24 protein-coding genes and 1 pseudogene are annotated in these 26,223 nt (G+C 71.6%); 14 read left to right on the top strand and 11 right to left on the bottom strand.

The features are described from left to right. Window positions 1-86: 86 nt before the first annotated feature. From HYV93_16495 to HYV93_16475, 5 genes are read right to left on the bottom strand one after another with little or no spacing between them, the layout of a single operon-like run. On the bottom strand, window positions 87-332 hold the full coding sequence (locus tag HYV93_16495) for an Lrp/AsnC ligand binding domain-containing protein (GenBank protein ID MBI2527571.1): 246 nt from the start codon (window positions 330-332) through the stop codon (window positions 87-89). Further along, window positions 332-1,030 (bottom strand): alpha/beta hydrolase, encoded by a 699-nt coding sequence (locus HYV93_16490; GenBank protein ID MBI2527570.1) that lies wholly within the window; start codon window positions 1,028-1,030, stop codon window positions 332-334. Before HYV93_16490 ends, HYV93_16495 begins: the two co-directional genes overlap by 1 nt. Then, window positions 1,027-1,944 carry a creatininase family protein gene (locus HYV93_16485; protein ID MBI2527569.1) on the bottom strand — a complete coding sequence of 306 codons (918 nt, stop codon included), beginning with the start codon at window positions 1,942-1,944 and terminating at the stop codon, window positions 1,027-1,029. Before HYV93_16485 ends, HYV93_16490 begins: the two co-directional genes overlap by 4 nt. Continuing rightward, window positions 1,941-3,368 (bottom strand): 1-acyl-sn-glycerol-3-phosphate acyltransferase, encoded by a 1,428-nt coding sequence (locus HYV93_16480; GenBank protein ID MBI2527568.1) that lies wholly within the window; start codon window positions 3,366-3,368, stop codon window positions 1,941-1,943. Before HYV93_16480 ends, HYV93_16485 begins: the two co-directional genes overlap by 4 nt. Further along, window positions 3,368-3,820 carry a hypothetical protein gene (locus tag HYV93_16475; GenBank protein ID MBI2527567.1) on the bottom strand — a complete coding sequence of 151 codons (453 nt, stop codon included), beginning with the start codon at window positions 3,818-3,820 and terminating at the stop codon, window positions 3,368-3,370. The genes HYV93_16480 and HYV93_16475 overlap by 1 nt, the downstream gene beginning before the upstream one ends. A 365-nt stretch (window positions 3,821-4,185) precedes the next feature. Here HYV93_16475 and HYV93_16470 point away from each other — a divergent pair. Beyond that, window positions 4,186-5,400 (top strand): annotated as a pseudogene (locus tag HYV93_16470) (YeeE/YedE family protein). 67 nt (window positions 5,401-5,467) lie between these two features. Here HYV93_16470 and HYV93_16465 read toward each other — a convergent pair. The 4 genes from HYV93_16465 to HYV93_16450 all read right to left on the bottom strand — a co-directional run bounded on the left by HYV93_16465 (window position 5,468) and on the right by HYV93_16450 (window position 12,475). Next, window positions 5,468-5,857 (bottom strand): DUF488 family protein, encoded by a 390-nt coding sequence (locus HYV93_16465; protein MBI2527566.1) that lies wholly within the window; start codon window positions 5,855-5,857, stop codon window positions 5,468-5,470. 234 nt (window positions 5,858-6,091) lie between these two features. Continuing rightward, the gene (locus HYV93_16460; GenBank protein MBI2527565.1) at window positions 6,092-10,489 is read right to left on the bottom strand and encodes a DEAD/DEAH box helicase; all 4,398 of its coding nucleotides are present in this window, start codon (window positions 10,487-10,489) and stop codon (window positions 6,092-6,094) included. Between the two features lie 5 nt (window positions 10,490-10,494). Beyond that, the gene (locus HYV93_16455; GenBank protein MBI2527564.1) at window positions 10,495-12,045 is read right to left on the bottom strand and encodes a TIGR03618 family F420-dependent PPOX class oxidoreductase; all 1,551 of its coding nucleotides are present in this window, start codon (window positions 12,043-12,045) and stop codon (window positions 10,495-10,497) included. 16 nt (window positions 12,046-12,061) lie between these two features. Continuing rightward, window positions 12,062-12,475, bottom strand: a complete 414-nt coding sequence (locus HYV93_16450) for a RidA family protein (GenBank protein MBI2527563.1) — start codon at window positions 12,473-12,475, stop codon at window positions 12,062-12,064. 260 nt (window positions 12,476-12,735) lie between these two features. Here HYV93_16450 and HYV93_16445 point away from each other — a divergent pair, with 260 nt between their 5' ends. After that, window positions 12,736-14,004 carry an acetyl-CoA hydrolase/transferase family protein gene (locus HYV93_16445; protein MBI2527562.1) on the top strand — a complete coding sequence of 423 codons (1,269 nt, stop codon included), beginning with the start codon at window positions 12,736-12,738 and terminating at the stop codon, window positions 14,002-14,004. On the opposite strand, the gene HYV93_16440 is transcribed toward HYV93_16445, so the two are convergent. Further along, window positions 13,994-14,164, bottom strand: coding sequence for a hypothetical protein (locus HYV93_16440; protein ID MBI2527561.1), 171 nt, complete (start codon window positions 14,162-14,164; stop codon window positions 13,994-13,996). The genes HYV93_16445 and HYV93_16440 overlap by 11 nt on opposite strands. 119 nt (window positions 14,165-14,283) lie before the next feature. Here HYV93_16440 and HYV93_16435 point away from each other — a divergent pair, with 119 nt between their 5' ends. The 4 genes from HYV93_16435 (at window position 14,284) to rbsK (ending at window position 16,939) form a co-directional block, all read left to right on the top strand. After that, complete coding sequence (locus HYV93_16435; GenBank protein ID MBI2527560.1) at window positions 14,284-15,264, top strand: nucleoside hydrolase; 981 nt, start codon at window positions 14,284-14,286, stop codon at window positions 15,262-15,264. 118 nt (window positions 15,265-15,382) lie between these two features. Then, window positions 15,383-15,589 (top strand): AbrB/MazE/SpoVT family DNA-binding domain-containing protein, encoded by a 207-nt coding sequence (locus HYV93_16430; GenBank protein MBI2527559.1) that lies wholly within the window; start codon window positions 15,383-15,385, stop codon window positions 15,587-15,589. After that, window positions 15,586-15,969, top strand: coding sequence for a type II toxin-antitoxin system VapC family toxin (locus tag HYV93_16425; GenBank protein MBI2527558.1), 384 nt, complete (start codon window positions 15,586-15,588; stop codon window positions 15,967-15,969). The genes HYV93_16430 and HYV93_16425 overlap by 4 nt, the downstream gene beginning before the upstream one ends. Before the next feature lie 19 nt (window positions 15,970-15,988). Continuing rightward, complete coding sequence (gene rbsK, locus HYV93_16420) at window positions 15,989-16,939, top strand: ribokinase (GenBank protein ID MBI2527557.1); 951 nt, start codon at window positions 15,989-15,991, stop codon at window positions 16,937-16,939. Between the two features lie 14 nt (window positions 16,940-16,953). On the opposite strand, the gene HYV93_16415 is transcribed toward rbsK, so the two are convergent. Then, window positions 16,954-18,093 carry a glycoside hydrolase family 3 gene (locus HYV93_16415; protein MBI2527556.1) on the bottom strand — a complete coding sequence of 380 codons (1,140 nt, stop codon included), beginning with the start codon at window positions 18,091-18,093 and terminating at the stop codon, window positions 16,954-16,956. A gap of 37 nt (window positions 18,094-18,130) precedes the next feature. Here HYV93_16415 and HYV93_16410 point away from each other — a divergent pair, with 37 nt between their 5' ends. The 8 genes from HYV93_16410 to HYV93_16375 all read left to right on the top strand — a co-directional run. Further along, window positions 18,131-19,414: an MFS transporter gene (locus tag HYV93_16410; protein MBI2527555.1), complete on the top strand. Its 1,284-nt coding sequence runs from the start codon at window positions 18,131-18,133 to the stop codon at window positions 19,412-19,414. Between the two features lie 4 nt (window positions 19,415-19,418). After that, entirely contained in the window at window positions 19,419-20,522 is a 1,104-nt protein-coding gene (locus HYV93_16405) for a ketoacyl-ACP synthase III (GenBank protein MBI2527554.1), read from the top strand. A gap of 11 nt (window positions 20,523-20,533) precedes the next feature. Then, window positions 20,534-21,628 (top strand): patatin-like phospholipase family protein, encoded by a 1,095-nt coding sequence (locus HYV93_16400; protein MBI2527553.1) that lies wholly within the window; start codon window positions 20,534-20,536, stop codon window positions 21,626-21,628. A 112-nt stretch (window positions 21,629-21,740) separates the two neighbouring features. After that, complete coding sequence (locus HYV93_16395) at window positions 21,741-22,925, top strand: substrate-binding domain-containing protein (GenBank protein MBI2527552.1); 1,185 nt, start codon at window positions 21,741-21,743, stop codon at window positions 22,923-22,925. A gap of 13 nt (window positions 22,926-22,938) precedes the next feature. Beyond that, entirely contained in the window at window positions 22,939-23,775 is an 837-nt protein-coding gene (locus tag HYV93_16390; GenBank protein ID MBI2527551.1) for an alpha/beta hydrolase, read from the top strand. A gap of 59 nt (window positions 23,776-23,834) precedes the next feature. Continuing rightward, window positions 23,835-24,626, top strand: coding sequence for an ABC transporter ATP-binding protein (locus tag HYV93_16385; protein MBI2527550.1), 792 nt, complete (start codon window positions 23,835-23,837; stop codon window positions 24,624-24,626). Between the two features lie 7 nt (window positions 24,627-24,633). Then, window positions 24,634-25,353, top strand: coding sequence for an ABC transporter ATP-binding protein (locus HYV93_16380; GenBank protein ID MBI2527549.1), 720 nt, complete (start codon window positions 24,634-24,636; stop codon window positions 25,351-25,353). Continuing rightward, on the top strand, window positions 25,350-26,223 hold an 874-nt coding region (locus tag HYV93_16375), incomplete at its 3' end, for a branched-chain amino acid ABC transporter permease (protein ID MBI2527548.1). The genes HYV93_16380 and HYV93_16375, both read left to right, overlap by 4 nt.

Genomic DNA, 26,223 nt, shown 5'->3' with positions numbered 1-26,223 from the left:
CGCGCCGCACGCTCCTTCCGGACGCCGCCGGGAGCGTCGGGGCGTGCGGCCGCGGCCACGATCCTGCGGCGCGGGGGAACAGCCCGTCAGCCGATGGCGACCGCGACGCAGGTGGTGGTGCGCGTGACGCCGTCGATCGTGCCGATGGACTCCGTCACCAGGTTGCCGATGGCGTCCAGCGTGGCTCCGTCCACCACCGCGATGAAGTCGTAGGGGCCGGTGACGGCGTCCATGGCCTCGACGGTGGCCCGGGCGGTCTTGATCTTCGCCAGGGCCTTCTTCACCCCCTTGGTCTTGCCGGCCGAGGACTCGATGAGCACGTACGCCTTCATCACAGGTCTCCTCTCTCGCTGCTGAGCACGCGCCTGATCCTGGTGAACAGCGGCGCCCGGTTGACGGTCTCGAGGCGGTGGTCGCCGCGTTCGATCCGCCAGAGCTCGATCTTCCCGCGCCCGGCGTCGCGGATGGCCTCGGCGTGGGCGAAGGGGACGGTGTCGTCTGCCGCGCAATGGACCACGATCGCGCGCCGAGGAGCGATGCGTGGCGCCCAGCGGAGCGCGTCGGCGATGGCGAAGTCCTCGGGACCGAAGCGCCCGAACCGCTGCCTGAGGACCTCCCGGCACGCGGGGTAATCCTCCCTGATCCGCCGGAGAGTGGCGAAGGGGGAGATGGCCAGCGCGCCCAGCAGGTCGGCGCGCTTGGCTGCCGTCACCAGCGCCATGGTGCCGCCGGTGGAGAGCCCCGCCGCCCAGACGCGGAGCCCCCGCTGCTGAAGCCAGGTGGCCGCGGCCCCCAGGTCTGCCGGCCAGGCCGACAGCCGCGCCTTGCCCGTGGAGGCGCCGTAGCCGCGCTGCTCGATGGAAGCCACGGTGAAGCCCCAGCCTGCCAGCGCCGCGTGGAGATCGTCGAGGACATGAGCGCCGCCCCACCCGTGGGAGTACGCCACCCCCAGGCCGTTGGAGCGTCTCGGCAGGAAGAGCCGGCACGAGAGGAAGGCGTCTCCGCTCCTGAGGTGCACCGGGAGCGTCATCGCCTGCGCCACCACAGGCAGAGCCCTGCCAGCGCCGCAGCGGCGCCCAGCACCGGCCAGAAGTTGGTCCTGAACAGCGGGATGGCGAAGAAGGGCGAGCGATGCGCCCTGGGCCGGATGCGTCCGTCGAGCAGTCCGTCGACGAGCGTCATGGCGCGGCTGAGGAAGACCTCCGTGGTGGCGCGCGCGAAGGCCGGATCGGCGAGCGCGGGATGCCCGACGTAGCCGAGCCCCCCGTTCCTGAGTGGGTAGTTGGGAATGAGGCGATGGGCGATCGGGTAGGCCGCCGCCGGCAGCGCGCGGAAGTCCGCCTCCACCAGATCGGGTCTGAGCCACAGCATGAACGAGGTCTCCCAGAGGCCGCCGTGGGCATCCTCGGCCAGCGCGAGGCGCTCCTCAGCGGAGAGCGGGCGGCCCAGGGCCTCCTCGATCTCGGGCAGGTAGCGGCCGCGCAGGAACTCCCACACGAGCTGGCCCGTGAGTGAGGCCATGGTGATGCCGTGCCGGCGCGACACGATAGCCGCGGCTTCCTCGAGGGCCACCAGGTGGCCGGGCCCGCCGTGGCCGTTGGAGACGAGGATGAAGCGGAAGCCCGCCCGCGCCAGCGACTCGCCGTAGTCCACCAGCGTGTCACGCACCGCCCGCTGGCGCACGCTGACGGTGCCCACCGCGTGGAAGGTGAAGGAGCCCATGTGCAGCGTCGGCGCCAGGACCGCGGTCCAGCCGGCGCGTGACTGCACGAGACGCTCGGCGATGGCCTCCGCCAGGTAGCGCGCGGCGAAGGCATCGACGCCCACGGGCAGGTGAGGGCCGTGCTGCTCGAGCGGGCTCACGGTGAGGATGATGACGGTGCGATCCCGGTCCAGCGCCTCGAGCGCCGGCGTGGACAGCTCCTCCAGGAGATGGATGCTCAAAAGCTGCTCCCTTTCGTGGCGGCGAGGTAGTCGTTCTTGGCCTGCTCGAGCTCGGCGATGATCGCCTGGCGTGCGGCGAGCAGCCGGGAGGCCGTCTGCCGGCGGGTGAGCGCCAGCGCGCCGAGCTGGAGCTCGCCGCGCAGCCGGCCGACGCCGCCCAGGTAGCGGTAGGCGGCGAGGCTCGACAGCGGCAGGGACAGCGCGAAGGCCAAGGCCCAGCCGGGGCCCGCGAGCCACCACACGAGCCAGGCTTCGGCTCCCCAGAAGAGCGGGAAGGCGACCATGCTCGCCAGGAGGCGCGTCGTCGCGTAGTCGGTCTCCTTGCGGGACATGCGCCGGGCCACCCAGCGCGGGACGAGGTACGGCACCCCGCTCACCACGGCGCCATAGGCGAAGAGCGGCAACCCCGCGGAGGCCTGCCAGCCGCGGCGCAGCTGCTCCGCGCGCTCGGGGCGGCGCAGCCGTCCCCGCACCGCCTCGTCGCGGATCCGGTAGGCCGCCAGCTTGGCGCGGTAGCCCTGGATGCGCTGCCAGAGCCGCTCCACACGCTCGGGGTCGCTGTCCTCGAAGAAGTGGGCCGCATCCACGATGGCGCGCGAGAGGCGCAGCGTGTCGATCTGCCGCGTGGAGAGCCCGCGCTCCTCCTGGAGCTCGCGGACCAGGTCGCCCCGGTAGAGGTCCTCCACGGCGCGGATCAGCGCCGCCGAGTCGATGCGCTTGACGGCCACCACCTGCGACTCCATGCCCCATTGGATGGCCGTGGTGAGGGCGTCCACGGCCTTGACCGGATCGCTGGCGTAGGACTCGAGGTAGGGCGCGACGGAGATGGCCTCGCCGAAGGAGACCAGCACCCGGGCGCCGAAGGACTTCCGCGCCTCGAAGGTGAGCCCCACCGGAATGACTGCCAGGGGCGCCGCCGGGCTCGGGTGGCCGGCGCGGCGGCCTTCGAACTCCAGCGCGATGCGCGCGGCGCCGGTCCTGATGCGCTGGACGCGCGGCTCGGCATGCGTGGTGCCCTCGGGGTAGATCCCGATCAGCCCGCCCGCGCCGAGCGCGCGGAAGCACGCCGCGAAGGCCTCCACGTTTCGGTCGGCACCGGCCGTCGCCTCCCCCCGCAGCTCGTCCTGCTTCCGGTAGACCGGGATGGCGCCGCAGGCCAGGAGGAAGCGGGCCACCAGCGGATTGCGGAACAGCGCGGCCGTCGCGAGGTAGTGGACCTTCCGGTCGAGGACCGCCCCCACCAGGAGGGAGTCGATCAAGTTGTTGGGGTGGTTGATGCAGAGGAGCACCGGGCCCGTCGCGGGCACGCGCTCGGGGTGGCGCACGTCCACCGTCTTGAAGAAGAACCAGACCCAGAAGCGGCTGATGAGCCGCACCCAGGCGTAGAGCACGTTCACGCGCTCGGCGGCTCGCGGGGCGCGCATCACTCGGCGAGGAAGCGCTTGAGCGTGGCGAGGAACCAGGAGGGGCGCTCCATGGTCTTGCTTCCGATGAAGTCGATGCGCGTCCCGCGCTCCTGGGTGTGGTTCTGGGGGTCGAAGCGGACTGTGACGGCGGCGGTCCGGGCTCCCGCCCTGAGCGCCAGGCGCTCGCCCGCGCTCTCGTCGCCGAGCCGCGCGACGATCACGTACAGGCCGCTCCGATCGCTTTCGCCGAGATAGGTGAAGCCCGTCTTCTCCCTCACCAGCTCCACGGGCACCCCGGCTCTGGCGTTTCCCTTGGCGTCCTTGAGGTAGCCGAGGACCGTGTATCGATAGTAGACCTCGTGCTCGGCGAAGGCGTCGGATGCGAGGAGCGGCACGAAAAGAAAGGCAAGAAGTCCCGCCCGCTTGCCTGTCACCGGCTCAGTGTAGGGAAGGGGCGCGACCACTGTCAAGGAGCCCTCACGCGCGGACGAGGCTGCCGAGCAGGCCGCCTGCGGCGATCCCTACTGCGGCGGCCACCCGAAGCGTCGCACGATGTGCTTGGCCATCAGGTCGATCTGGCGGGGATCGTCCGTCACGGGCCCGAGGACCAGGTACTTGAGGGACGGCGTCAAGAACGGGTCCACGCGCCGGTATCTTGCCGCACGAGGGGCGGGCTTTTCAAGGGCAGATTCGGCCGGTCGGCGGGCCCGGTAACGCGCGGCCTGTCAAGAGGCGACGCGATACCCCGACCGCCCTTGCGGCCCCGCGGCCCCGCCCGCATAATGGGCCCCACCGTGGACCAGCACCACGCTCGGACGCTGGAGGGAACAGTGAGATGACTCGGGCGAGGGAATTGGAGCGTGCGGCCGTCAACGGGCCACGGGCCGCGAGCGTGGCGCTGGCCCTCGTGTTGGCCGGCTCGGGCTGGCTCTGGGCGGCGCATGGGCCGCGCCAGGCGGTGCTCTTCCTGGTGGGGGCGGGCTGCGGGCTCGTGCTCTATCAGTCGGCCTTCGGGTTCACCAGCGCGTTCCGCGTGTTCGTCATGTCCGGGGACGGCCGCGGAATCAGAGCGCAGATGCTGATGCTGGCGGTGGCCACCTTGCTCTTCGCCCCGATGCTGGCCGCCGAGGAGGCGCTGGGTCGCCCCGTCCAGGGAGCCGTGGCGGTGGCGGACGCATCAGTGGTGGCCGGCGCGTTCTTGTTCGCCATCGGGATGCAGCTGGGCGGCGGCTGAGCCTCGGGCACCCTCTTCCAGGTCGGAGGAGGAACGACCTCTGCGGGGATCACGCTGCTGGGCTTCGTCGTCGGCGCCGTGCTCGCGACCTTCCACATGTCCCTGTGGCGGGCGGTGCCGTCGCTCGGCCCGGTCTCGCTCGGGCATGCCCTCGGCTGGATCTGGGCCGTGGCCCTGCAACTCGCTGCCTTCGCCCTGATCGCCCTGGCCACACGATGGATCGAGCGCCGGCGGGGGGCGAGGCCATCAGCGCCGCCACCCACTGCCGGCTGGCGGCGCCTGCTGCGGGGGCCCTGGCCACTCCTGGCCGGGGGCGTTGCGCTGGCGGTCCTCAACGCGGCGACGCTCGCGGTGTCTGGGAGCCCGTGGGGGATCACCTTCGCGTTTGCTCTGTGGGGAGGCAAGGTGCTCCAGAGCGCGGGGTACGACCTCTCGGGGGTCCCGTTCTGGCAGGGGGAATTCGAGCGGGCGGCGCTGGCTGCCCCCGTCCTCGCGGAGGTGACGACGGTGATGAACCTGGGGCTCCTCCTCGGCGCACTGCTGGGGGCGGGCCTGGCGGGACGCTTCGCGCCGGCCCGGCGCATCCCGCCTCGCGTCGCGGCCGCCTCGCTGCTGGGGGGGCTCCTGATGGGGTATGGCGCCCGACTCTCCTTTGGCTGCAATATCGGCGCGTACTTCAGCGGGATCGCCTCCACCAGCCTGCACGGCTGGCTCTGGCTCCTGGCGGCGCTCTTCGTCACGCCGCTCGGAGTCACCCTGCGCGCCCGCCTCACCGCGGAGCGGCGCGGGCGCGGTGACGGCGTCTCCAGGCGCTGAGCGGGGCGCGGGAGCCGTCACGGGAGGGGATGGCATCGAGTGCTGCGACGGAGACCGTTCTCCGCCGTCAGCGGGCGGCGCGCTTCCGGGGCCCCCGCGGCGCCTTCTCGACCGGCGCCCGGCCGAGCACCTGAGCAAGCAGGCTCCGGTGGCAGCGCCGCTCGTCCTCGCAGGAGCAGAGCAGCGTGACGGTTCCCTCACGCGCGAGGACCCGCGCGCGGTCGAGCGCGGCGCGCGTCTCGGGCCGGCGGAGCCCGGCGAGGTAGCGCCGCCTCATCTCGGGCCAGCCGATCTTGCCTGCCTTGTAGGCCTTGAGGTTGGCCAGCTCGGCGCCGAGCTCCTTCAGCCAGAGATCCACGGCCTCCTTGCGGATCCCGCGGGGCCAGAGTCGCATCACCAGCACGCGCGTACCGTCCTCGCTCGCTCGCGGCTCATAGACACGCTTGGTCCCGATCATGGCGCTCGCCTCGTCGGGCGGCCCGCCTCAGCTCGCCTGGCCTCGCTCCGCTCGGCCTGATTTCCATGTTTCGCTCGCCTCGTCGGGCGGCCCGCCTCAGCTCGCCTGGCCTCGCTCCGCTCGGCCTGATTTCCATGTTTCGCTCGCCTCGTCGGGCGGCCCGCCTCAGCTCGCCCGGCCTCGCTCCGCTCGGCCTGATTTCCATGTTTCGCTCGCCTCGTCGGGCGGCCCGCCTCAGCTCGCCTGGCCACTGCCGGGGCCGGGGAAGCCGTCGAAGCAGAGCCTGTCGCCGTCAGCGTAGAAGCCGCCCTCGAGCAGCGCCGCGGCGGCCGGCGAGCGGCGCACCGGCATCCCGTCCCAGAGGCGCACCTCGAGGCGCCTCACGGCGCGCTGGTCTGGCGGCCGGCTCCACGGCTCCTGGAGCGCCCGGATCAGCTCCGGGAGGGCGTCGGGCTCGAAGCCGCTGAGCGGGGTGAGCGAGCGGGCATGGGCTTCGGCCAGGAGCAGCGCCCGGCCGCCGCGTACCACGAGCAAGTTCTGGGGAAGCCGCGGCGCCTGCACGCGGCTGCCATCCGGCCGCGAGAGCGAAAAGGGGCCGCCCCACAGGCTTGCCGGGTCGGCCAGGCTCAGGCGCAGCGGAGGCTCCTTGCGGCGCGGTGAGGCGCCGAGCTGGCCCACCGCCTCGGCGAGGGCGTACTGCTCGCCCGACAGCCCCTCGACGAAGTAGCCGCGCTCCACCTCGCCCGCATACTCGAGACGGGTCAGCACCGGCCTGAGGAAGCTCCACTCGGCGCCAGCCAGCTCGCGGGCGAGGATCCCGAAGCGCTCGAGGAAGAGCCGCGCGCGCTTCTCGGCCTTTTCCTCGGGGGTCAGCGCCGGGGCCTCGCGCGGGAGCGCCGCCCACCGGCCCGGCACAGGTCCGGTGCGCGCGAGTCTCTGGCGCACCCCTCGCGCCGCCTCGCGCCTGCCGCGCCATCCCGCCGCGGGGCGCGCCCGCGGGGGCTCGCCTCTGGGCCTGGCCCCGGCGCGGCGTATCGGCTCGAAGGCGTCAGGCGCGCAGAGCCCCTTCCAGAAGAGCGCCCAGAGAATGTCCATCACCTCGTGCTCGGCGAGCCCTGTGCCGCGCAGCAGGTCCCGCACGAAGCAGGCCCCCTGAAGCTGCAGGTGGCGCAGCACGTTCTTGGACGCCGCGTCGAGGTCGGCTTCGGCATCGGTCGGGGACCGGAGCCAGCCGAGGTCCTCGCTGAGCGCAATTCCCACCCGGCCCGGCGTGCCCGGCGACAGCGGAGTCCAGATCACCTGGCCCGACAGGCCCAGCGCGTCCAGCTCGTGCGGATCGTAGCGCTCGAGCCGCGCCGGCAGCAGCTCCTGCTCCCAGAAGCGCAAGGGGAAGTCCTCGCCTTCCAGCTGCTCGAGGGCGGCGAGGAGCCCCGCGGCCTCCGTCAATCGCCTCTCCGGGTGCACATGCTGCCAGCGCAGCAGGAAGGCCGAGAATTGCTCGGGGGAGGCCACAGGGGTGACTCGCCTCCGCGCCGCGGTGGCCCTGTGGCGCAGGAGATCGAGCACAGCGGTGTGACCGTACTCGGTGCCGGGAGCGCCGGGCTGGAAGCGGCCGGCGACCACCGTGCCCTCGGAGATCAGGCCATCGAGCACTTGCCTGACGGCCTCCCCACCTATCCCGTAGCGGGCCTCGATCCAGGCGGCGGTCACCGGGGCGCGACGCCTCAGGCAGCGGCTCAGAATCTCCCTGAGCCCACCTGACTCAAGTGACTGCCAGAGCGGGGCTTCCGAGGTTCCCACCCACGCCGCCCTGCCCGAGGCGAAGCGGATCCTGGCTATCCTGCCCTCGGCGGCGAGCGCGGCGATGAGCGGGGCGGGGTCGCCTGCGACCCGATCCGCAACCTCGCCATCGTCGAGGTCCCCCAGGCCTTCCAGGAGAGCCGCCAGCTCATTGGCCTCGCGCGCGCGTCGCTGCGCAGCGGTATGCCCGAGCTCGGCCTCCACCGCCGCCAGCAGGCCGGGCTCGAAGGGCCCGGTGGGCGCCGCCAGCCCCTTCTGCATCGGGATGGCGTCGCTCCGGCGCTCCTCGGCGTGGGCGGCGTCGAGATACGCCCAGTCCCAGGCCAGGAGCAGGGGATAGAGGAAGGGCGAGGGCATCGCCGAGTGGACGGCCATCCGGGAGATCTCGCCGTCCTCGATCCTCTGCAGGAGACCCTCGAGCCGCGGGACGTCCAGCGCATCGCGGCAGCACTCCCGCAGCGTCTCGGCCACGAGCGGGAAGTCGGGCCGCCCACCCACCGCCTCGAGGAGAGCATCGGCCTTGAGCCGCTGGAGCCACGCCGGGGTGCGCTGCCCGCGGCTCATCCGCGGGACGAAGAGAGCGCGCACGGCGGCGTGGCGGAAGCGGGTGGTGAAGAGAGGAGTCCCCACGAGCCCGCGGGCCACGAGCCCCTCGGCTTCTCCCGGGGCCACCAGCGCCACGAGGCGCTCGGGAGCGGGCAGCGCCTGACCGGGCGCGAAGGAGAGGAGGATGGCGTCGTCGGTGTGGCTGGCCTCGGCGAGGATCCCTGCGCGCCGCCGCAAGGCTTCCTTGAGCGCGATGCCCCACGCCCCGTTGACGCGCATGCCGAATACGGAGTGGATGGCGAGATGGCGGCCGCCCAGCTCGTCGGGGAGCGACTCCACGACGATGCGCTCGTCGTCCGGGATCTCGCCCAGGACGTCACGGCACTTGGCGAGCCAGGCCCGGAGCGCCAGGGCGGCCCGCCTGTCCAGCCGGCACTCCTCGCCCGCCCATTCCTCGAAGTCGGCTGAGTCCAGACGCCGGGCAGCCTCGCGCCGGAGCCTGCCGCAGAGCCGGCCCAGCTCCCAGGAGCGCGAGGGATGCTCGCCCTTCCAGAAGGGCACGGTGGGCGACATGCCGTGGGCATCCTCCACCAGCACGCGGTCGGGCCGGGTCTTGACGAGGCGCCACGGGCGCGAGCCCAGCAGGAAGACGTCCCCCGGGAGGCTCTCGCTGACGAACTCCTCGTCGAGCGTGCCGAGCTTGACGTCGGTGTCGGCCACGTAGACGTCGAAGAGCCCCGCATCCGGGATCGTCCCGCCCGAGGTCAGCGCCAGCAGCCGGCTGCCCCGACGCGCGTGGAGACGGCCGTTGACGCGATCCCAGAGGATCCGCGGGGCCATGCCCTTCACCTCGGCAGGGAGCGGTTCGGCCAGCGAGCGAACCACCGCCATGAAGGCCTCGCGCTGGAGGGAGGCATAGGGCGCCGCCCGGCACACGAGGGCGTGCAGATCGTCGACGGGCCAGGGCTCGACCGCGACCGAGGCCACGATCTGCTGAGCCAGGACGTCGAGCGGGGCCTCGGGGAGGGCGAGTCGGTCCAGCTCCTGCCCACCGATGGCGCGCGCCACCGCCGCGGCCTCGACGAGCTCGTCCCCCTTCGTGACGAGGATGCGGCCCTTGGAGGTGCGCGCCAGCGTATGCCCCGCGCGCCCGATGCGCTGAAGCGCCGCGGCGATGTTGCGCGGCGACTGCAGCTGCACCACGAGGTCGATCGCGCCCACGTCGATCCCGAGCTCCAGGGACGAGGTGGCCACCAGCGCCCGGATCTCCCCGCGCTTGAGCCGGTCCTCGGCCTCGAGCCGCGCCCGGCGCGACAGGGAGCCGTGATGGGCGGCCACGTGGCCCTCCGGCAACCGCTCGTCGAGGTTGCGCGCCAGCCGCTCGGCCATGCGGCGGCTCGGCGTGAAGATCAGCGTGGTGCGGTGGCTCTCGATCCAGCCCGCCAGCTCCTGGAGCGCCGAGTCCCAGACGGTGTCCGACACCGCCGTCAGGAAGTCCGGGACGGGCGCCACGACCTCGACGTCGAGGCTCCGGTCGAAACCCGCGTCCACGATGCTGCAGGGTCGGCCGGCCCCGGCGAGGAAGGCCGCCGCCACCTCGGGCGGCTGCACCGTGGCCGAGCAGCCGATGCGCTGGAAGGGGCGCCCCGCAAGCGCTTCGAGGCGCTCGAGGGTGACCGCGAGATGCGCGCCGCGCTTGCTGCCGGCCAGGGCATGCACCTCGTCCACGATCACGCTCCGGACCTCGGACAGCGCGGGGCGGAAGCGTTCGGAGGTCAGGAGCAGGTAGAGCGACTCCGGCGTCGTGATCAGGATGTGCGGCGGCCGGCGCACCATGGCCTGCCTGGCCGGCGCCAGGGTGTCGCCGGTGCGCACGGCCACGCGGATCTCGGGCAGGGGGTCTCCGGCCGCCGCGGCCAGGTCACGGATGCCTGCGAGCGGCGCGCGTAGGTTCTTCTCGATGTCGTTGTTGAGCGCCTTGAGCGGAGAGACGTAGACGAGGTGGACGCGGTCGTCGAGCCGCCTCTCGCGAGCCGCGCGGCAGAGGGCGTCGATGCCCCAGAGGAAGGCCGCGAGCGTCTTGCCCGATCCGGTGGGGGCGATGATCAGCGTGTGGCGGCCGGCCGCGATATGCGGCCAGCCTTCCGCCTGCGGTCGTGTCGGCTCGCCGAAGCTCTCGGTGAACCAGCGCCGGACCGCGGGAAGGAAGTGGTCGAGCGTGAAGCGCTGTTCCGGCCTGAGCGCCGGCGCTGGGAGCCCATCGGGGCGGGGGGCGATGTCCGGCATGGACCTTACCCGAAGGGATCCCAGATGCTCACGCGCCGGGGCTCGATGCGGTAGATGCGTCGGACCTCGCCGGGGAAGCGCCAGCCGTCGGGGTAGCGGTCGCGGTTCAGGTAGCGGCGGGCGAGCCGGTGCAGGTGCTCCTCGGCACCCTCCTCGGTGATCTCGACCACGGGGCCGCGCCCCTGGACGTACCGGTTCGGGTTGTCCGGGTCCGGGATCTCGATGGCGACATGGCGGCGCTTCTCCATGTTCAGATCCTTCTGCCGCCCGGCGGCGGAGTTGACGACGATGTGGCGGCCGTCATAGTCCACCCACACCGGGGTCACGTGGGGCGAGCCGTCGGGCATGAGCGTGGCGAGATGGGCGAAGGTGGCCTTCTCGAAGAGATCGAGGAGCTCCGCCGGGATGGGACCGCGCGCCGGCGGCTGGGCGCGGCGCCATTCATCGTAGCGCGCGATGAACTCCGGCGCCTGGGCGCTGAGCCGCGCATAACCCACGCGCTGGCTGCGTGTCATGAGCCGGTAGGCGAAGGGGATCGGGGGCAGCCCCAGGTGGGTGTCCACGCGCTCGAGCCAGGCGAGGCTCCGCGTGGCCGCCTGCTGGAAGGCGTCCACCACGGGTTTCCGCGCGCCCTCGAAGGCCGGCAGCGCCTCGGCCGCCGTGGGGTGACGCGCCAGGGCGTCGGCCAGGGCGATGGCGTCCTCGAGCGCCAGCTTGGTGCCCGAGCCGATGGAGAAGTGCGCCGTGTGCGCCGCATCACCCAGGAGCACCACGTTCCGGTGGTGCCAGCGGCGGCAGCGGATCAGCGGGAAGTTGATCCAGCGGACGAAGTTGTTGGAGAGCAGCGGCCGGCCGCCGAGGTCGGCCGCGAAGACTCCGGCCAGGTAGCGGCACGTCTCCTCGTCGGACATCCGGTCGAGCCCCGCCTGGAGCCAGGTGGCCGGCGGGCACTCGACGATGAACGTGCTCATGGTCGGGCTGAAGCGGTAGGCATGGGCGATGAAGAGGCCGCGCTCGGCCTCGCGGAAGATCATCGAAAGGCTGTCGAAGGTCTGCGGCGTTCCGAGCCAGATGTAGCGGTTCTGGCGCAGCTCCACCGCGGGCAGGAAGAAGCCGGCATGGCTCTGGCGCACCAGGCTGCCGGCGCCGTCAGCGCCCACGACCAGGTCGCCGTCGGGGAGCTCGGCGAGACTCGTGACGGGCGCCCGGAAGCGGAGCTCCACGCCCAGCTCGGCGCTGCGCCGCTGCAGGATGTTGAGGAAAGCCAGGCGGGCGATGCCGGAGAAGCCGTTGCCCCGCACCGAGACGCGCTGCCCTCGGTGGACGGTGTCCACCCGGTCCCAGGTCTCGGAGGCACGGGTGATGGCGTCGTGGCTCTGCGCGTCGCTGTCCCGGAGGACGCCGAGGGTGTGCTCCGAGAAGACGATGCCCCAGCCGAAGGTGTCCTCGGGGCCGTCGCGCTCGAAGACGGTGATGCGGTGTCCCGGGTCCTGCTTCTTGAGCAGGATGGCGAGATACAGTCCCGCAGGGCCGCCGCCCAGGATGGTGATCTTCACGCCGTCTCCCCGCGCGTCAGTCGAGGATCGCCACGCCCTCGATCTCCAGGAGGCAGCCCTGATCCTCGTCGTAGAGGCCCTTGACCTCCACGAGCGTCATGGCGGGGTAGTGCTTGCCGAAGAACTCGCGGTACACGGCGCCGATCTCCCTGCCGTGGGCCTGGTAGTCCGCCTTGCTGAGGACGAAGATGTTGAGCTTCACGATGTCGTTCATCTGGCCGGCCCGGCTCGCGAGCACCGCCTTCAGGTTCTCGCAGATCTGGCGAAACTGGCGGACGATGTCGCCCTTCCCCACGACCTTGCCGTCCTTGTCGAAGGCCACCTGGCCCGCGAGGTAGAGGATCCTTCCGCCCTGGACTTCCCAGCCATGGGAGTAGCCGACGGGCCTGGCGAGGGTGGGCGGGTTCACGGCCTGAACGATCTTGGGCATGTTGGGTCTCCTTCACCTGGGACGGGCACCCGGGCTGTCGCCCGCCCGTCCCCGCCGGTCGTTCACGCTCCACGACTCCCCTCGCGCGATCTCAGTTGGCCTCCCCCCGACGGGCACCCGGGCTGTCGCCCGCCCGTCCCCGCCGGTCGTTCACGCTCCACGACTCCCCTCGCGCGATCTCAGTCGCCGTCACCCCGACGCCAGGCCGGCGCGTTTCCGTTGTCCGCGCCACCGGTGGGCGATTATACTACCCGCGCTCCATGCCACGGGCCTTCGAGAAAGCCACGCTCGCCGATGCCGTGGGACGCTTGCGCCCCGGCATGAAGGTCCTCCTCCCCCCGGGCTGCGGCGACCCCACGGCGCTCCTCGGCGAGATCATGGCGCAGGCCGACCGCCTCGCGCCGCTCACGCTCATGGGCGGGCTCCGCGTGGACGACTGCCCCTTCGCAGCGCCGGCCTACGCCGGCAAGCTCCGGTTCGCCACCTGGCAGATGTCGCCGCGGCTCTCCGCCGCCGAGGCGCGGGGGAACGTGGACTTCGTGGGGATCAGGTACCTCGACACGGTGAGCGTGTTCGCGGCTGGCGGGGCGTGGGCCCCGGACGCCGTCCTCGTCCACGCCTCCCCGCCGGACCGGGCGGGATACCTCTCCCTCGGCGTCTCGGTCAGCTACGTGCTGCCGGCCGCCCGCCGGGCGCCGCTCGTGATCGCCCAGGTCAACCCGCGCATGCCGCGCACGCTGGGCAACGCCTTCCTGCACCGCCGGCAGATCGACTGCTGGGCCGAGGCCGACCATGCGCTGAGCGAGTACCCGCCCGCTCCCGTGGGCGAGGTGGAGCGAAGGATCGCCGCCCACGTGGCCGATCTGGTGCCCGACGGCGCCACGCTGCAGGCGGGCATCGGCTCCATCCCGCAGGCCATCATGGAGGCGTTGGGGGGCAAGCGCGACCTCGGCGTCCACTCGCTCCTCGTGGACCACATGCTGCCGCTCCTGGAGGCCGGGGTCATCACCAACACGCGCAAGCGGCTGCACCCGGGGCGCATGGACGTCTGCGAGATCATGGGCACCGCCCGGCTCTTCGCCTGGGCCCACGAGAACCGCGCGCTGAACATGGAGCCTTCGGACCTGGTCCACGATCCCCAGGTCATCGGCACGCTGGGCGACTTCGTCTCCATCAACTCGGCGCTCGAGGTGGATCTGCTGGGCCAGGTCAATGCCGAGAGCGTGGAGGGCCGGCAGGTCGCGGGCATCGGCGGGCAGTTCGACTTCGTGCTGGGCGCCGCGCGGGCTGCGGGCGGGCGGTCCGTCATCGCGCTGCCGTCCACGGGGAAGCGCGGGAGCGTGTCCCGGATCGTGGCAGGGCTGGGGCGAGCCGGACGGGTCACGACCCCGCGCTTCCTCGCCGACTGCGTGGTGACGGAGCACGGCGTGGCCCTGCTGAGAGGAAGGAGCGACGCCGAGCGGGCGGCCGCGCTCATCCGCGTCGCCCACCCGGCGTTCCGGGAAGCGCTGGAGCGCGCTACGTCTTGAGGGCGTCGATGTGAGCGAAGATCTCGTCGTCTGTCGGGAAGCGGTAGGTCACCTGGTTGTCGTACACCATCTTCCCGTCGATCTCGACCGTGAAGATACCGCCCACTCCCTCGCGGAGGTCGGCGGTGATGCCGTACCTGTTCTTGATGGCGGCCTGCAAACTGGAGGCCTGGGGAAGGTAGTTTCACTCCCCGCAGTACGTGATCCGGATGTTCATCCGCCCCTCCTTCCGGCTTGAATGGTCAGCCCCATCGTATTGATTGCCGCCGCCCCTGTCAAATGACGGTTCCCCTCCTCATCGACACCGATCCCGGCATCGACGACGCGCTGGCCCTTCTCCTGGCCCTGGCCTCGCCGGAGGTGTCCGTCGAGGCCATCTCGACGGTGGCGGGCAATGTCCCCGTGGAGGTGGCGACGGCGAACGTCCTGAGGATACTGGAGGTCGTGCGCCCGGCGCGTCTGCCGCGGGTCGCCCGCGGCGCGGCGGCTCCGCTCGTGCGTCCCCTCGTCACCGCCAGCCACGTCCACGGGGAGGACGGGCTGGGGAATATCCAGCGGCTCCTCGAGCCCGACGGGGGGCCGCGCTACCCGGCCCCGGGAGCCAGCCTCGAGGGGCTCGACGGCGCCGATCTGATCCTCGAGACGGCCGGACGCTTCAGCGGCCGGCTGCAGCTCGTGACCCTCGGTCCGCTCACGAACCTGGCGCTCGCCCTCCGGCGAGACCGGCGGCGCCTGGCCGGGGTTGCCCGGGTGGTGATCATGGGAGGCGCGGTGGCCGTGCCGGGCAATGTGACCCCCGGCGCCGAGTTCAACTTCTTCGTGGATCCCGAGGCCGCCGCGGCCGTGTTCCAGGCGGGCTTGCCACTCGAGGTGGTCCCGCTCGACGTCACGCGGCAAGGGGCGCTCCGCCGCGCGGATCTCGACGCGAGGCTGCCACAGCCGCGCTCCCGCGTCGGACGTTTCCTCCTGGACTTCACCGCCCACGGCTTCGACTTCGCGGCGGCGAGGGGGGAGGACGGCATCGTCTTGCACGATCCCCTGGCCGTGGCGGTGGCCCTCGACCCCTCGCTGGTGGGCTTCGAGGCGCTGCATGTCGAGGTGGAGTGCGAGGGACGGGTGACCCGCGGCCTCTCCCTGGCCGATCGGCGGCCCATCCATCCGGGGAGCCGGCGGCCCACCAACTGCCGCGTGGCCCTGGCGGTGGACGCGCCGCGCGTTCTCGCGTTGCTCCTGGAGCGGCTGTGCCGCGCATCTGCGTGATCGGCTCGGCGAATGTGGGCCACGCCCTCCTGCCGCGTCCGGCCTGGACCTTGCCCGGGTCGGCTCATCGTTGTAGACTCGTCATACGTTTCCAGCATCGATAGCGGAGGAGGGTGTCATGGACACGGTGACGATATCGCCGAAGTTCCAAGTCGTGATCCCCCGGGGCATCCGCAAGTCCCTGGGGCTCGTGCCGGGGCAGAAGGTGCAGGCGCTCGTCTACGAGGACCGCATCGAGCTGATCCCGCTCCGGCCCATCCGGAGGATGAGGGGATTCCTCCGGGGCATCGACACGACCGTGCCGCGCGAGAGAGACCGGGTGTGAACGTCGTCGACTCCTCGGCCTGGCTCGAGTACTTCGCCAATGGCCCCGGCGCCGGCTTCTTCGCGCCCGCCATCGAGGACTCGGCCCGACTCGTCGTTCCGACGATCTGTCTGCTGGAGGTCTTCAAGCGGGTTCTGCAGCAGAAGGGGGAGGGGGCCGCGCTGCAGGCTGTCGCGCTCATGCAGCAGGGACAGGTCCAGACGATGGATTCCGGTATCGCGATCAGAGCGGCCCGGCTCGGTGTGGCCCACAAGCTGCCCCTGGCCGACAGCGTGGTGCTGGCCGTCGCGCGTCAGCACGAAGCGCTACTGTGGACGCAGGACGCCGACTTCGAGGGGCTCGACAACGTGCGCTACCTGCCCAAGGGGCGCGCCCGCTGACTGCCGGTGCTCTTCTCGTATTCCAGGAGCGGCTGTGCCGCGCGTCTGTGTGATCGGCTCGGCGAATGTGGACCACGCCCTGGCGCTGCCGCGGCTGCCCCGGCCGGGCGAGACCGTGTCGGGGGGGACGCTCCTCACCAATCTGGGGGGCAAGGGGGCGAACCAGGCGGTGGCCGCGCGCAAGCTCGGGGCCGAGGTGCGGATGCTGGGGGCTGTCGGCGAGGACACAGCCGGCGCGGAGATCCGCGCACGGCTCGAGGCGCTCGGGATCGACGCGAGCGGTCTCGTTGCGCTCGCCGGCGCGGCCACCGGCACCGCGCTGATCTTCGTGGACGCCGAGGGGCGCAATGAGATCGGCGTGGCGCCGGGGGCCAACCGCGGGCTGACCGTGGAGATGCTCGAGCCCCACGCCTCGGCGATCCCGTGGGCCGATGTCGTCGTCTGCCAGCTCGAGACGCCGCTGTCCGTGGTCCGCTGGGCGCTCGCGGAGGCGCATCGCCACGGCGTGCGGTCCATCCTCAACCCGGCGCCGGTGTGCGCGCTGCCGGACGATCTCCTCGGGCTGGTCGCCTACCTGACCCCGAACGAGGGGGAGGCCGCGGCCCTGGCCGGCGCGCCCGTGACGGACCTCGAGTCGGCGCGTGGCGCCGGCCGGCGGCTCCTGGAACGCGGCGCTGCCACGGTGATCGTGACGCTCGGCGGAGACGGGGCGCTGGTCTGCCAGCGCGACCGGGCCGTGCACTTCCCCGCGTTCCCGGTCACGGTGGTGGACACGACGGCGGCCGGCGACGCCTTCACCGGGGCGCTGGCCACGGGGCTGGCCGCGGGCGGCACGCTGGAGGAGGCGGTGCCGCTGGCGGGGGCCGCAGCGGCGCTGACCTGCACGCGGCGCGGGGCCCAGGACTCGCTGCCCGAGCGGGCGGAGGTGGAGCGCTTCCTGCGCGCGCTCCGCGCCGGCGAGGGGGCCTGACGCGCCGGGGGAGGTTACGGGGTGATGCGGGCGCGGAGCGCGCTCACGCGCTTGAGGGCCGCACGCACCGCGCGGCCGGAGAGGCGCCACTCGGCGAGCGCCCGCTCGATGGCGGCCACCACGCGCGCGGCCGCGCGGGGCTCGTGCGTGACGCTGTTCTGGGAGATCAGGAGGATGTCCACCCCGGCGCGGAGTGCCAGGAGCGCCGACTCCTCGAGGCCGTACTGCTGGGCGATGGCGGCCATGAGCAGGTCGTCGGAGACCACCACGCCCTTGTAGCCCAGCCGGCCGCGCAGGAGCCGAGTGACCGTGGCGCGCGACAGCGAGGCCGGGTACCACGGGTCCAGGCGGCGGTTGAAGACGTGGCCCGGCATGACACTGTCGGCGAGGCCCTCCTCGATGAGCCTCCGGTAGGGCGCCAGCTCCACGTCCGGATCGGCCGTGTCCGTCACGTCGGTGAAGCCGAGGTGGGAGTCCACGCGGCTCGACCCGTGCCCGGGGAAGTGCTTGAGCGCCGTGAGGATCCCCGCCTCGTGCATGCCGGCGATGTAGGCGCGGGCCTGCGCTGTGACCTGCTCGGGATCGCTGCCGAAGGTGCGGCCCAGCGTTACCACGGCCGGGTTGGCGGGATTCACCGCCACATCCACCACCGGGGCCAGGTTCCAGTTGATCCCGGCGTCCCTCAGCCTCGCGCCCAGCCGCCGCGCCTCGAGCTGGGTCCGGGCCACGTCCCCGCTCTCCCCCAGCTCCTGATGCGAGGGAGTGGCCAGGTAGCCGACCCGCGCCGAGAGGCGCATGACGAGCCCGCCCTCGGCATCCGCTGCGATGAGGAGCGGCCGCCCGGCGCAGCTTCTGGCGAGCGCCTGCAGGTCGCCCGTGAGCCGGGCCAGCTGCTCGGGGCTCTCGATGTTCCGCGGCGCGCGCGTGGCCACGTCGCGCTCGAAGAGGATCAGGCCGCCGACCTTCACGTCGCAGACCAGCGACCGCAGCTCCTCGTTGCCTGGGACCTGCGTTCCGGAGAAGCCCACGAGGAGGACCTCGGCGACGGGAAGCGGCGGTCGGGGCTGGCGCGCCCCCGCCGTGTCGCCCAGCGCGGCACAGCCTCCCAGCAGCAGCGCGACGAGCGCTGCGGCGCGGAAGGCGCACAGGGGCATGGCGGAATGATAGCACGCGGCGTATAGTGACGTGACGATGGCACGCCATGACCGGGCGGCCCCCGGGCACATCTATTACGGCTGGTGGGTCGCCGGGGCCTTCGCTCTCATCACCTTCCTCTCCACCGGCGTCCGCTTCACCGTGGGCCCCTTCCTCAAGCCCGTGGCCGCTGATCTCGGGGTGGACCGCGGGACCTTCTCGCTCGTCGTCTCCCTCTCGCTCTTCCTCTACGGCGCCTTCATGCCCGTGGTGGGCCGCCTGGTGGACCGCTTCGGCGCCCGCCTCGTCTGCTCCGCGGGCGGTGTCCTGGTGGGCGGCTCCCTCGCGCTCACGGGGATGATGACCTCCTACTGGCAGTTCGTCCTGTTCTACGGCGTGCTGGTGGCGCTGGGGCTGGCGGCCACCGGACACGTCGTCGCCTCGGCGACCCTCGCGCGCTGGTTCGTCAAGCGGCGGGGGACGGCGGTGAGCGTGCTCTCGGCCGCCTCGATGGCCGGCATGTCCTTCCTCGTGCCGATCGTCATGTGGTGCATCCTCACGTTCGGCTGGCGCGCCAGCTACCTGATCATGGGCGTCGCGGCGGTCGTCGTCACGCTGCCGCTGTCGCTCTGGCTCCTGCGCGACGACCCGAGCGACCTGGGTCTCCACCCCGATGGCCTGGTGCCCGAGCCGGCGGTCGAGGGGGTGATCCCGGCGCTCGAGCGGACCACGGTGGCGGCCGCGCTCCAGGTGCCCTCCTTCTGGCAGCTCGCGGGCGGGCTCTTCAACTGCGGCTTCTCCATGAGCCTGCTCTCCGCCCACGGCGTGCCCATGCTGACGGACCACGGCTTCCACGCCATGACGGCCTCCTCCGCCATCGGCTTCCTCGGCCTGACGAGCATCGGCGGCGGCATGGCGCTGGGAGTCATCTCGGATCGCTACGGGCGGAAACCAGTCCTGGCCGCCGTGTATCTCCTCCGGGCCGGGGCCTTCAGCCTGCTCTTTCTCGTTCAGGATCCGGTGACGCTCATGATCGTGGCGGCCATCGGCGGACTGGGCCTGTCGGGGAGCCTCGCCATGTCGTCGGCGTTGACGGCGGACATCTTCGGGCGCTTCTCCGTGGGCTCCATCTTCGGGCTGATCTTTCTCTCTCACCAGGTGGGTGCGGCGCTGGGCTCCTGGCTGGCGGGCTTCCTCTTCGACCTGACCGGGGGCTACGGCGCCGCGTTCGGATCGGCGTGCGCGCTCCTCCTGGTGGGGGCGGGACTGGCCGCGACCATCCAGGAGGGCCGGCGGCCCGCGCCGATGCCCCGGGCCCAGCCGGTGGCTGGAGGGCAGTAGCCGCATGAAGATCGCGCGGATCATCGCAACGGGCATGGCGGTGCCGGAGTGCGTCGTGGACAATGCGCTGCTCTCCCGGTGCATGGACACCAGCGACGAGTGGATCACCCAGCGCACGGGCATCCGGGAGCGCCGGATGTCTCCGGACACCTACCGGATGCTGCTCCGGCTCGCGGAGGCCCCCGACAAGACCGCCTTCATGCGCGACGTGCGCGACCACGGGCTCGACGGCAGCATCGATTCCACGCTCATGGTCTCGGACCTGGCCCTGGAGGCCTCGCGCATGGCGCTCAAGCACGCGGGGCTCAGGGCCGAGGATCTGGACTGCATCATCGACTCCTCCACCCTTCCCGACTTCGCCTACCCCCACACGGGCTGCGTGCTCCAGGGCAAGCTGGGGCTGACGACCACGCCGGTCTTCAACCTGCAGCAGGGCTGCGCGGGGTTCATCTACGGTCTCGCCATGGGCGACCAGTTCATCCGGGGCGGCATGTTCGACCGGGTGCTCGTGGTGGGGGCCGAGCTGCTCTCCTCGATGTTCGACTACACCGACATCGGGCGCGACATGGCCGTGCTCTTCGCCGACGGGGCGGGTGCGGCGGTGCTCCAGGCCGAGGAGGCCCCGGCCACCGGGACGCGCCGGGGCCTCCTGTCCCATCATCTCCATTCCGACGGGTCCCACCTCGACGCGCTGGCAGGGGAGCTGTGGGGCTCCTCGACCTTCCCGCCGGTCTCGAAGAAGAAGATCGAGGACGGGCGCTCGCTCCCGCGCATGAACGGGCGGACCGTCTTCGTCCAGGCCGTGCGCCGCTTTCGCGAGGTGGTGCGGGAGTGCCTGGAGGCCAATGCGCTCCAGGCGTCGGATGTGGACCTGTTCATCTTCCACCAGGCGAACATGCGGATCATCGAGGCCGTGGCGGAGACCTTCAAGATTCCCCGCGAGCGCGCGTACAACAACCTCGAGCGCTACGGCAACACGGCCGCCGCGTCGGTCCCCATTTGCCTCCACGAGGCGTTGACGCAGGGCCGGATCAAGGACGGAGACCTGATCCTGCTGGCCGCCTTCGGGACCGGCTTCTCCTGGGGAGCGACCCTCATCCGCTGGTGAGGAGGGGCGCGGTGCTGAGGGAATGGCTGGCCCGCCTGCCGGGGCGCCGCGCTCCCGCCAAGCGGGCGCTGGTGCTGGCGGGGGGCGGCGTCATCGGCGGCATGTACGAGGTGGGCGCGCTGGCCGCGCTGGACGAGGACCTCCCGGAGTTCCGCGCCAACGACTTCGACCTCTACGTGGGGTCGAGCGCCGGCTCGGTCGTCGCCGCGCTCATGGCCAACGGGGTGCCGCCGCTCACGCTCTACCGGATCCTCGAGGACGGGCGCGACGACCCGCTGAACTTCCAGCGGAGCTCGGTCTTCCACAAGGGGGCCTTCGCCGGGGCCGCCCGCAACTTCGCCCAGCTCATCTGGGCGGTGGGCAAGAATCTGGTGAGGGGGTTCGGCCTCGACTGGCCGGACCTGCTCGCGCGCAGCCAGGACAGCATGCCCGACGGGTTCTTCTCGGTGAGGCAGCTCGAGGAGTTCATGCGGCGCACCTTCTCGCTCAAGGGGCTGTCGAACGATTTCCGCAGGTGTCCGCGGACGCTCATGATCCCCGCGATGGACCTCGATCGGGCGGAGCGGGTGGTCTTCGGCGTGGGTCGGCGCGCGGAGACGCCGATCTCGGAGGCCATCGCGGCGTCCTCGGCCATTCCCGGCTTCTTCGCTCCCTTCACGGTGGGCGGGCGCGACTACGTGGATGGCGACGTGGGGCACACGGGGCACACCGATCTCGCCGTCGACGCCGGCGCCAGGCTCGTCCTGGTGGTGAATCCGCTGGTGCCCCTCCGGGCCCTGGGTGACGAGCCGCCGCCGCTCCGGAAGCACGGGTTCTACGGCATCCTCGAGCAGGTGGGACGCATCAACAGCCAGAATCTCCTGGAGCTGGGGCTGCGCGAGCTGGCCCTGCGCCGGCCGGACGTGGAGATCCATCTGCTCCAGCCGCCGCCGGGCGACTCCCCTCTCTTCGGCCCCTCCATGGGCTTCGAGGCGAGCCGGCTCGCGCTGCAGTTCGGTTATAGCTCGACGAAGCAGTGGCTGGCGGGCCCGGGAGCGGGCTTCGGCCGCCGGCTGGCCTCGGTCTGGCGAGGCGTGTTTCACCTTGACGCGCTGCGTAACTCCTGATACGGTGCCCCCCGGCTGCCAGGGCAATGGCAGCCGGGGCGGTCACGCAAGCCAGGTCCGGCCAGGAGCCGGATCAACGGAGGAAGGGCCAATGAGAACCAGGTGGACGGCAATGGTCGGCGCAGGGTTGCTAGGTCTGGGGCTCCTCTGGCCGGGCTCGGCCCAGGCGCAGGGGCCCATCAAGATCGGCCTGGTCCAGGGGATCAGCGGCCCCTTCGAGGTGTACGCCAAGCAGGTCATCACCGGCTTCAAGCTGGGCCTCGAGCATGCGACGGGCGGCAAGCTGGAGCTCCTGGGGCGCAAGATCGAGCTCCTCATCGAGGACGACCAGCTCAAGCCCGACGTGGCCAAGCAGAAGGTGACCAAGCTGTACGCCGACGACAAGGTGGACCTCGTGGTGGGGACGACCAGCAGCGCCGCGGCGCTGGCCGTGCTCCCGGTGGCGGCGGAGTTCAAGAAGGTGCTGATCGTCGAGCCCGCCGTGGCCGACAGCATCACCGGCGAGCACTGGAACCGCTACATCTTCCGCACCGGCCGCAACTCCGGGCAGGACGCCATCGCCAACGCGCTGGCCGTGGCCAAGCCGGGCGTGTCCATCGCCACCATCGCCCAGGACTACGCCTTCGGGAAGGACGGCGTGGCCGCCTACAAGGCCGCGGTGGAGAAGCTCGGCGCCAAGGTCGTCCACGAGGAGTACGCGCCCATCCAGGCCACCGACTTCACGGCGTCCATCCAGAAGATCATCGGGGCACTCAAGGACAAGCCGGGGGCCAAGTACGTGTTCGTGATCTGGGCGGGCAAGGGGGGCCCCTTCCCGCAGCTCGTCGCCAACCGCCTGGACAAGTACGGGATCACGCTGGCGAGCGGCAGCAACGTGCTGGACGTGCTCAAGGCCATGAAGGCCATGGGGCTCGAGGGCATGGTGGGTGGCGCATACTACTACCACGAGCTGCCGAAGAACCCGATGAACGACTGGCTGGTCAAGGAGCATCAGACGCGCTTCAAGCAGCCGCCCGACTTCTTCACCTGTGGCGGCTTCGCGGCGGCCATGGCGGCGGTGACGGCCATCCGGAAGGCGGGCGGCACGGACACGGAGAAGCTCATCGCGGCCATGGAGGGCATGGAGTTCAACACCCCCAAGGGAAAGATGATCTTCCGCAAGGAGGACCACCAGGCCCTGCAGTCGATGTACGCCTTCAAGTTCGTCTCGAAGCCGGACGTGCCCTGGCTCGTGCCGAGCCTGCTCAAGGAGCTGTCCCCCCAGGAGACGGCGCCCCCAATCCTCAACAAGCGGTAGCGGGGGGCACGCCATGACCCGCGTCGCCGTCGACGGTCTCTCGCTGGCCGCGCACGAGTGGCCGGGCCGGGGCCCGGCGCTGGTGTGCGTGCACGGCCTCACGGCCAATCACACCTGCTGGGCGAGCATGGCCGATGCGCTCGCTCCCGACCACCGGCTCATCGCCTATGATCTCCGCGGGCGCGGGGAGAGCGACAAGCCGGAGTCGGGCTACAGCCTCGAGCATCACTGCGCGGATCTCCTCGGCCTGCTCGACCGCTTCGAGCTCAAGAAGGCCGTGATCATGGGGCATTCCCTGGGCGCCCATATCGGCGTCCGCTTCGCGGCGCGCCACCCGGGCCGCGTCTCCAGGCTCGTCCTGGTGGATGGCGGGCTCGACGTCCGGGCGGAGGTGCTCGACTCCCTGGCGCCGGCCATCAACCGGCTGGGGATGGAGTTCCCGTCTCTCGAGACGTTCCTCGGGCTGCTCCGGAGCTTCCCGATGTTCGAGGGCCGCTGGAACGATTACCTGGAGCGCTACTTCCGCTACGATGTGGAGACGCTCCCGTCGGGCGCCGTCCGCTCGAAGGTCGCCAAGCACGCCATCGAGGAGGAGCTGCGCAATCTCCAGCGGGAGCGCCTCTGGGTGCTCCACCACCAGGTGAAGTGCCCCACCCTGATCTTCCGCGCCCCCGACGGGCTCCTGACGCCCACCGACTGCCTCATGACGCAGGAGGAGGGGCGGGCCATGGCCGCGGGGATCCCGCGGTCGAAGCTGGTGGTGGTGCCGCACACCAACCACTACACGGTGCTGCTGGGGAAGAACCCCCGCGTCAGGACCGCGCTCCGCGCCTTCCTGAAGGGGAGATAGCGCCTGAGCGTGACGTTGCAGGGCGAGCTGAGCCGTGCCTCACGGCGAGGCGAGCGGATATGGTGATCCCCCGAGCGGAGCGAGGCGGCGAGCCGCCGGTCATCTCGACGCGGGATCTCACCATCCGCTTCGGCGGCCACGTGGCGGTGGATCACGTGACGCTGTCGATCAGGCCTCGCGCGCTCACGTCCATCATCGGCCCCAATGGCGCCGGCAAGACCACCTTCTTCAACCTCCTCAGCGGCCAGTACCGCCCCACCGAGGGGCGCGTGTACTTCAAGGGCCGGGACGTGACCGGCCTTCGCGCCTCGGCCCGGACCGCGCTCGGGATCGGGCGCTCCTTCCAGCTCACCAACATCTTCGCCACGCTGTCCGTGCTGGAGAACGTGCGGCTGGCCGCGCAGGCCCGGGCGCGCCTCCGCTTCAACGTGTGGCGCCACTACCGGAGCTTCCCGGAGCTGGAGGACCGGGCCTACGCCATCCTCCAGACGGTGCTGCTGGAGTCCAAGTGGCGGGCGCCGGCCTCGGAGCTGGCCCATGGCGAGAAGCGGAAGCTCGAGATGGCCATCCTGCTCGCGCTGGAGCCCGAGGTGCTGCTGCTCGACGAGCCCACGGCCGGCATGTCGCTCGAGGAGGTGCCCGCCATCATCGGCCTCATCGAGCGGATCAAGGAGCGGCGCGACCGCACCGTCCTCCTGGTGGAGCACAAGATCGACATGGTGATGGCGCTGTCGGACTCCATCGCCGTCCTCAAGGACGGCCGGCTCATCGCCGAGGGTCCCCCGGAGGCCGTGAGCGCCGACCCGGCCGTCCAGGCCGCGTACTTCGGCGGCGGGGGGGCCGGTGGCTGAGCCCGCGGTGGCCCGTGTCGGGGCCGAGCCCATCCTGGCGCTGGACGACATCCACACCTTCATCGGCCAGCACCACATCCTGCAGGGCGTCTCGCTCCGGATCCGTCCCGACGCCTGCACGGTGCTCCTGGGGCGGAACGGGGCAGGCAAGACCACCACCCTGCGCACCATCGTGGGGCTGCTCCACCCCTCCCGCGGCGCCATCCGCTACGCCGGGCGGGAGATCCACCGCCTGCCGCCCTACGAGATCGTCCGGCTCGGCGTGGGCTATGTGCCGGAAGGGCAGGGGATCTTCGCGGGCCTGAGCGTGGACGAGAACCTGCGCGTGGCGACGCTGTCCGACGGACCCCAGAGCCGGGACCGCCTCGAGCAGATCTTCGCGCTCTTCCCGGACCTCCAGCGCTTCCGGCGGGCGCCTGCGGGCACGCTGAGCGGCGGTCAGAAGCAGATGCTCTCCATCGCGCGGGCGTTCGTGAACCCGAACCGGCTCCTGCTCGTCGACGAGCCGTCGAAGGGGCTGGCGCCCATCATCGTCGAGCACCTGGTGGAGGCGCTCCGGGCCGTGAAGGAGCACGCCACGGTGCTGCTCGTGGAGCAGAACTTCGCCATGGCGCGGGCGCTGGGGGACTGGTTCTACCTGATCGACGACGGCCGGACGGTGCACTCGGGAGCCATGGCGGCGCTGGTCGAGGACGCCGCGCTGAAGAAGAAGTACCTCGGCATATGAGGGGTGTTGCGCCGGGGCTCGCCACCGGGGCCCTCCTGCTCGTGCCGCTGGCCTTCATCGAGCCCCGCACCTACGCGACCCTGACCGTCGGCGGGCTGGCCATGGGCATGCTGATCTTCCTGGTGGCCTCCGGGCTCACGCTCATCTTCGGGCTCATGGACGTGCTCAACTTCGCCCACGGCGCGCTCTTCTCCTGGGGCGCCTACGTGGGCTTCAGCGTGGTGCTGGCGCTCGACGGGCGCTGGGGGTGGGCCGCCTCTCCGTCGCTTCCGCTCAACCTCCTCCTGCTGCTCCTGGCCATCCTCGCGGCCATGCTGGTGGCCGTCGGCCTCGGCGTGATCCTGGAGCGCGTGATCGTGAGGCCGGTGTACGGCAAGCACATGTTCCAGATCCTGATCACGCTCGGGGCCACCATCGTCCTCGAGGAGCTGATCCGCATCGTCTGGGGGCCCAACGACCAGGTGATGCCGCTGCCCGGAGCCTTCCAGGGCTCCTGGGACGTGGCGGACGTGATCGTCCTGCGCTTCCCGGTGGTGGCCATCGTGCTCGGCGCCCTCGTCTACGTGGCGATGCTGCTCGTGCTCACCCGGACCAAGGTCGGGCTCATCGTCCGGGCCGGGGTCGAGAGCGGCGAGATGATCCAGGTGATGGGCTACAACATCTACCGCTACTTCACGGGCATCTTCGCCGCCGGCTCGGCGCTGGCGGCCCTCGGCGGTCTCATGTGGGCGATGTTCGGCCAGTCGGTGCGCTCGACCATGGGCGCCGAGCAGCTCATCTTCGCCTTCATCGTCGTGATCTTCGGCGGCCTCGGCAGCGTCACGGGCTCCCTCGTGGGCGCCCTCCTGGTGGGGCTCTCGTACAACTACG

Source organism: Candidatus Rokuibacteriota bacterium (assembly GCA_016188005.1).
Lineage (GTDB): Bacteria > Methylomirabilota > Methylomirabilia > Rokubacteriales > CSP1-6 > UBA12499.
Note: the sequence above shows the minus strand (reverse complement) of the source record. Positions and strands in the feature narration are given on the sequence as shown.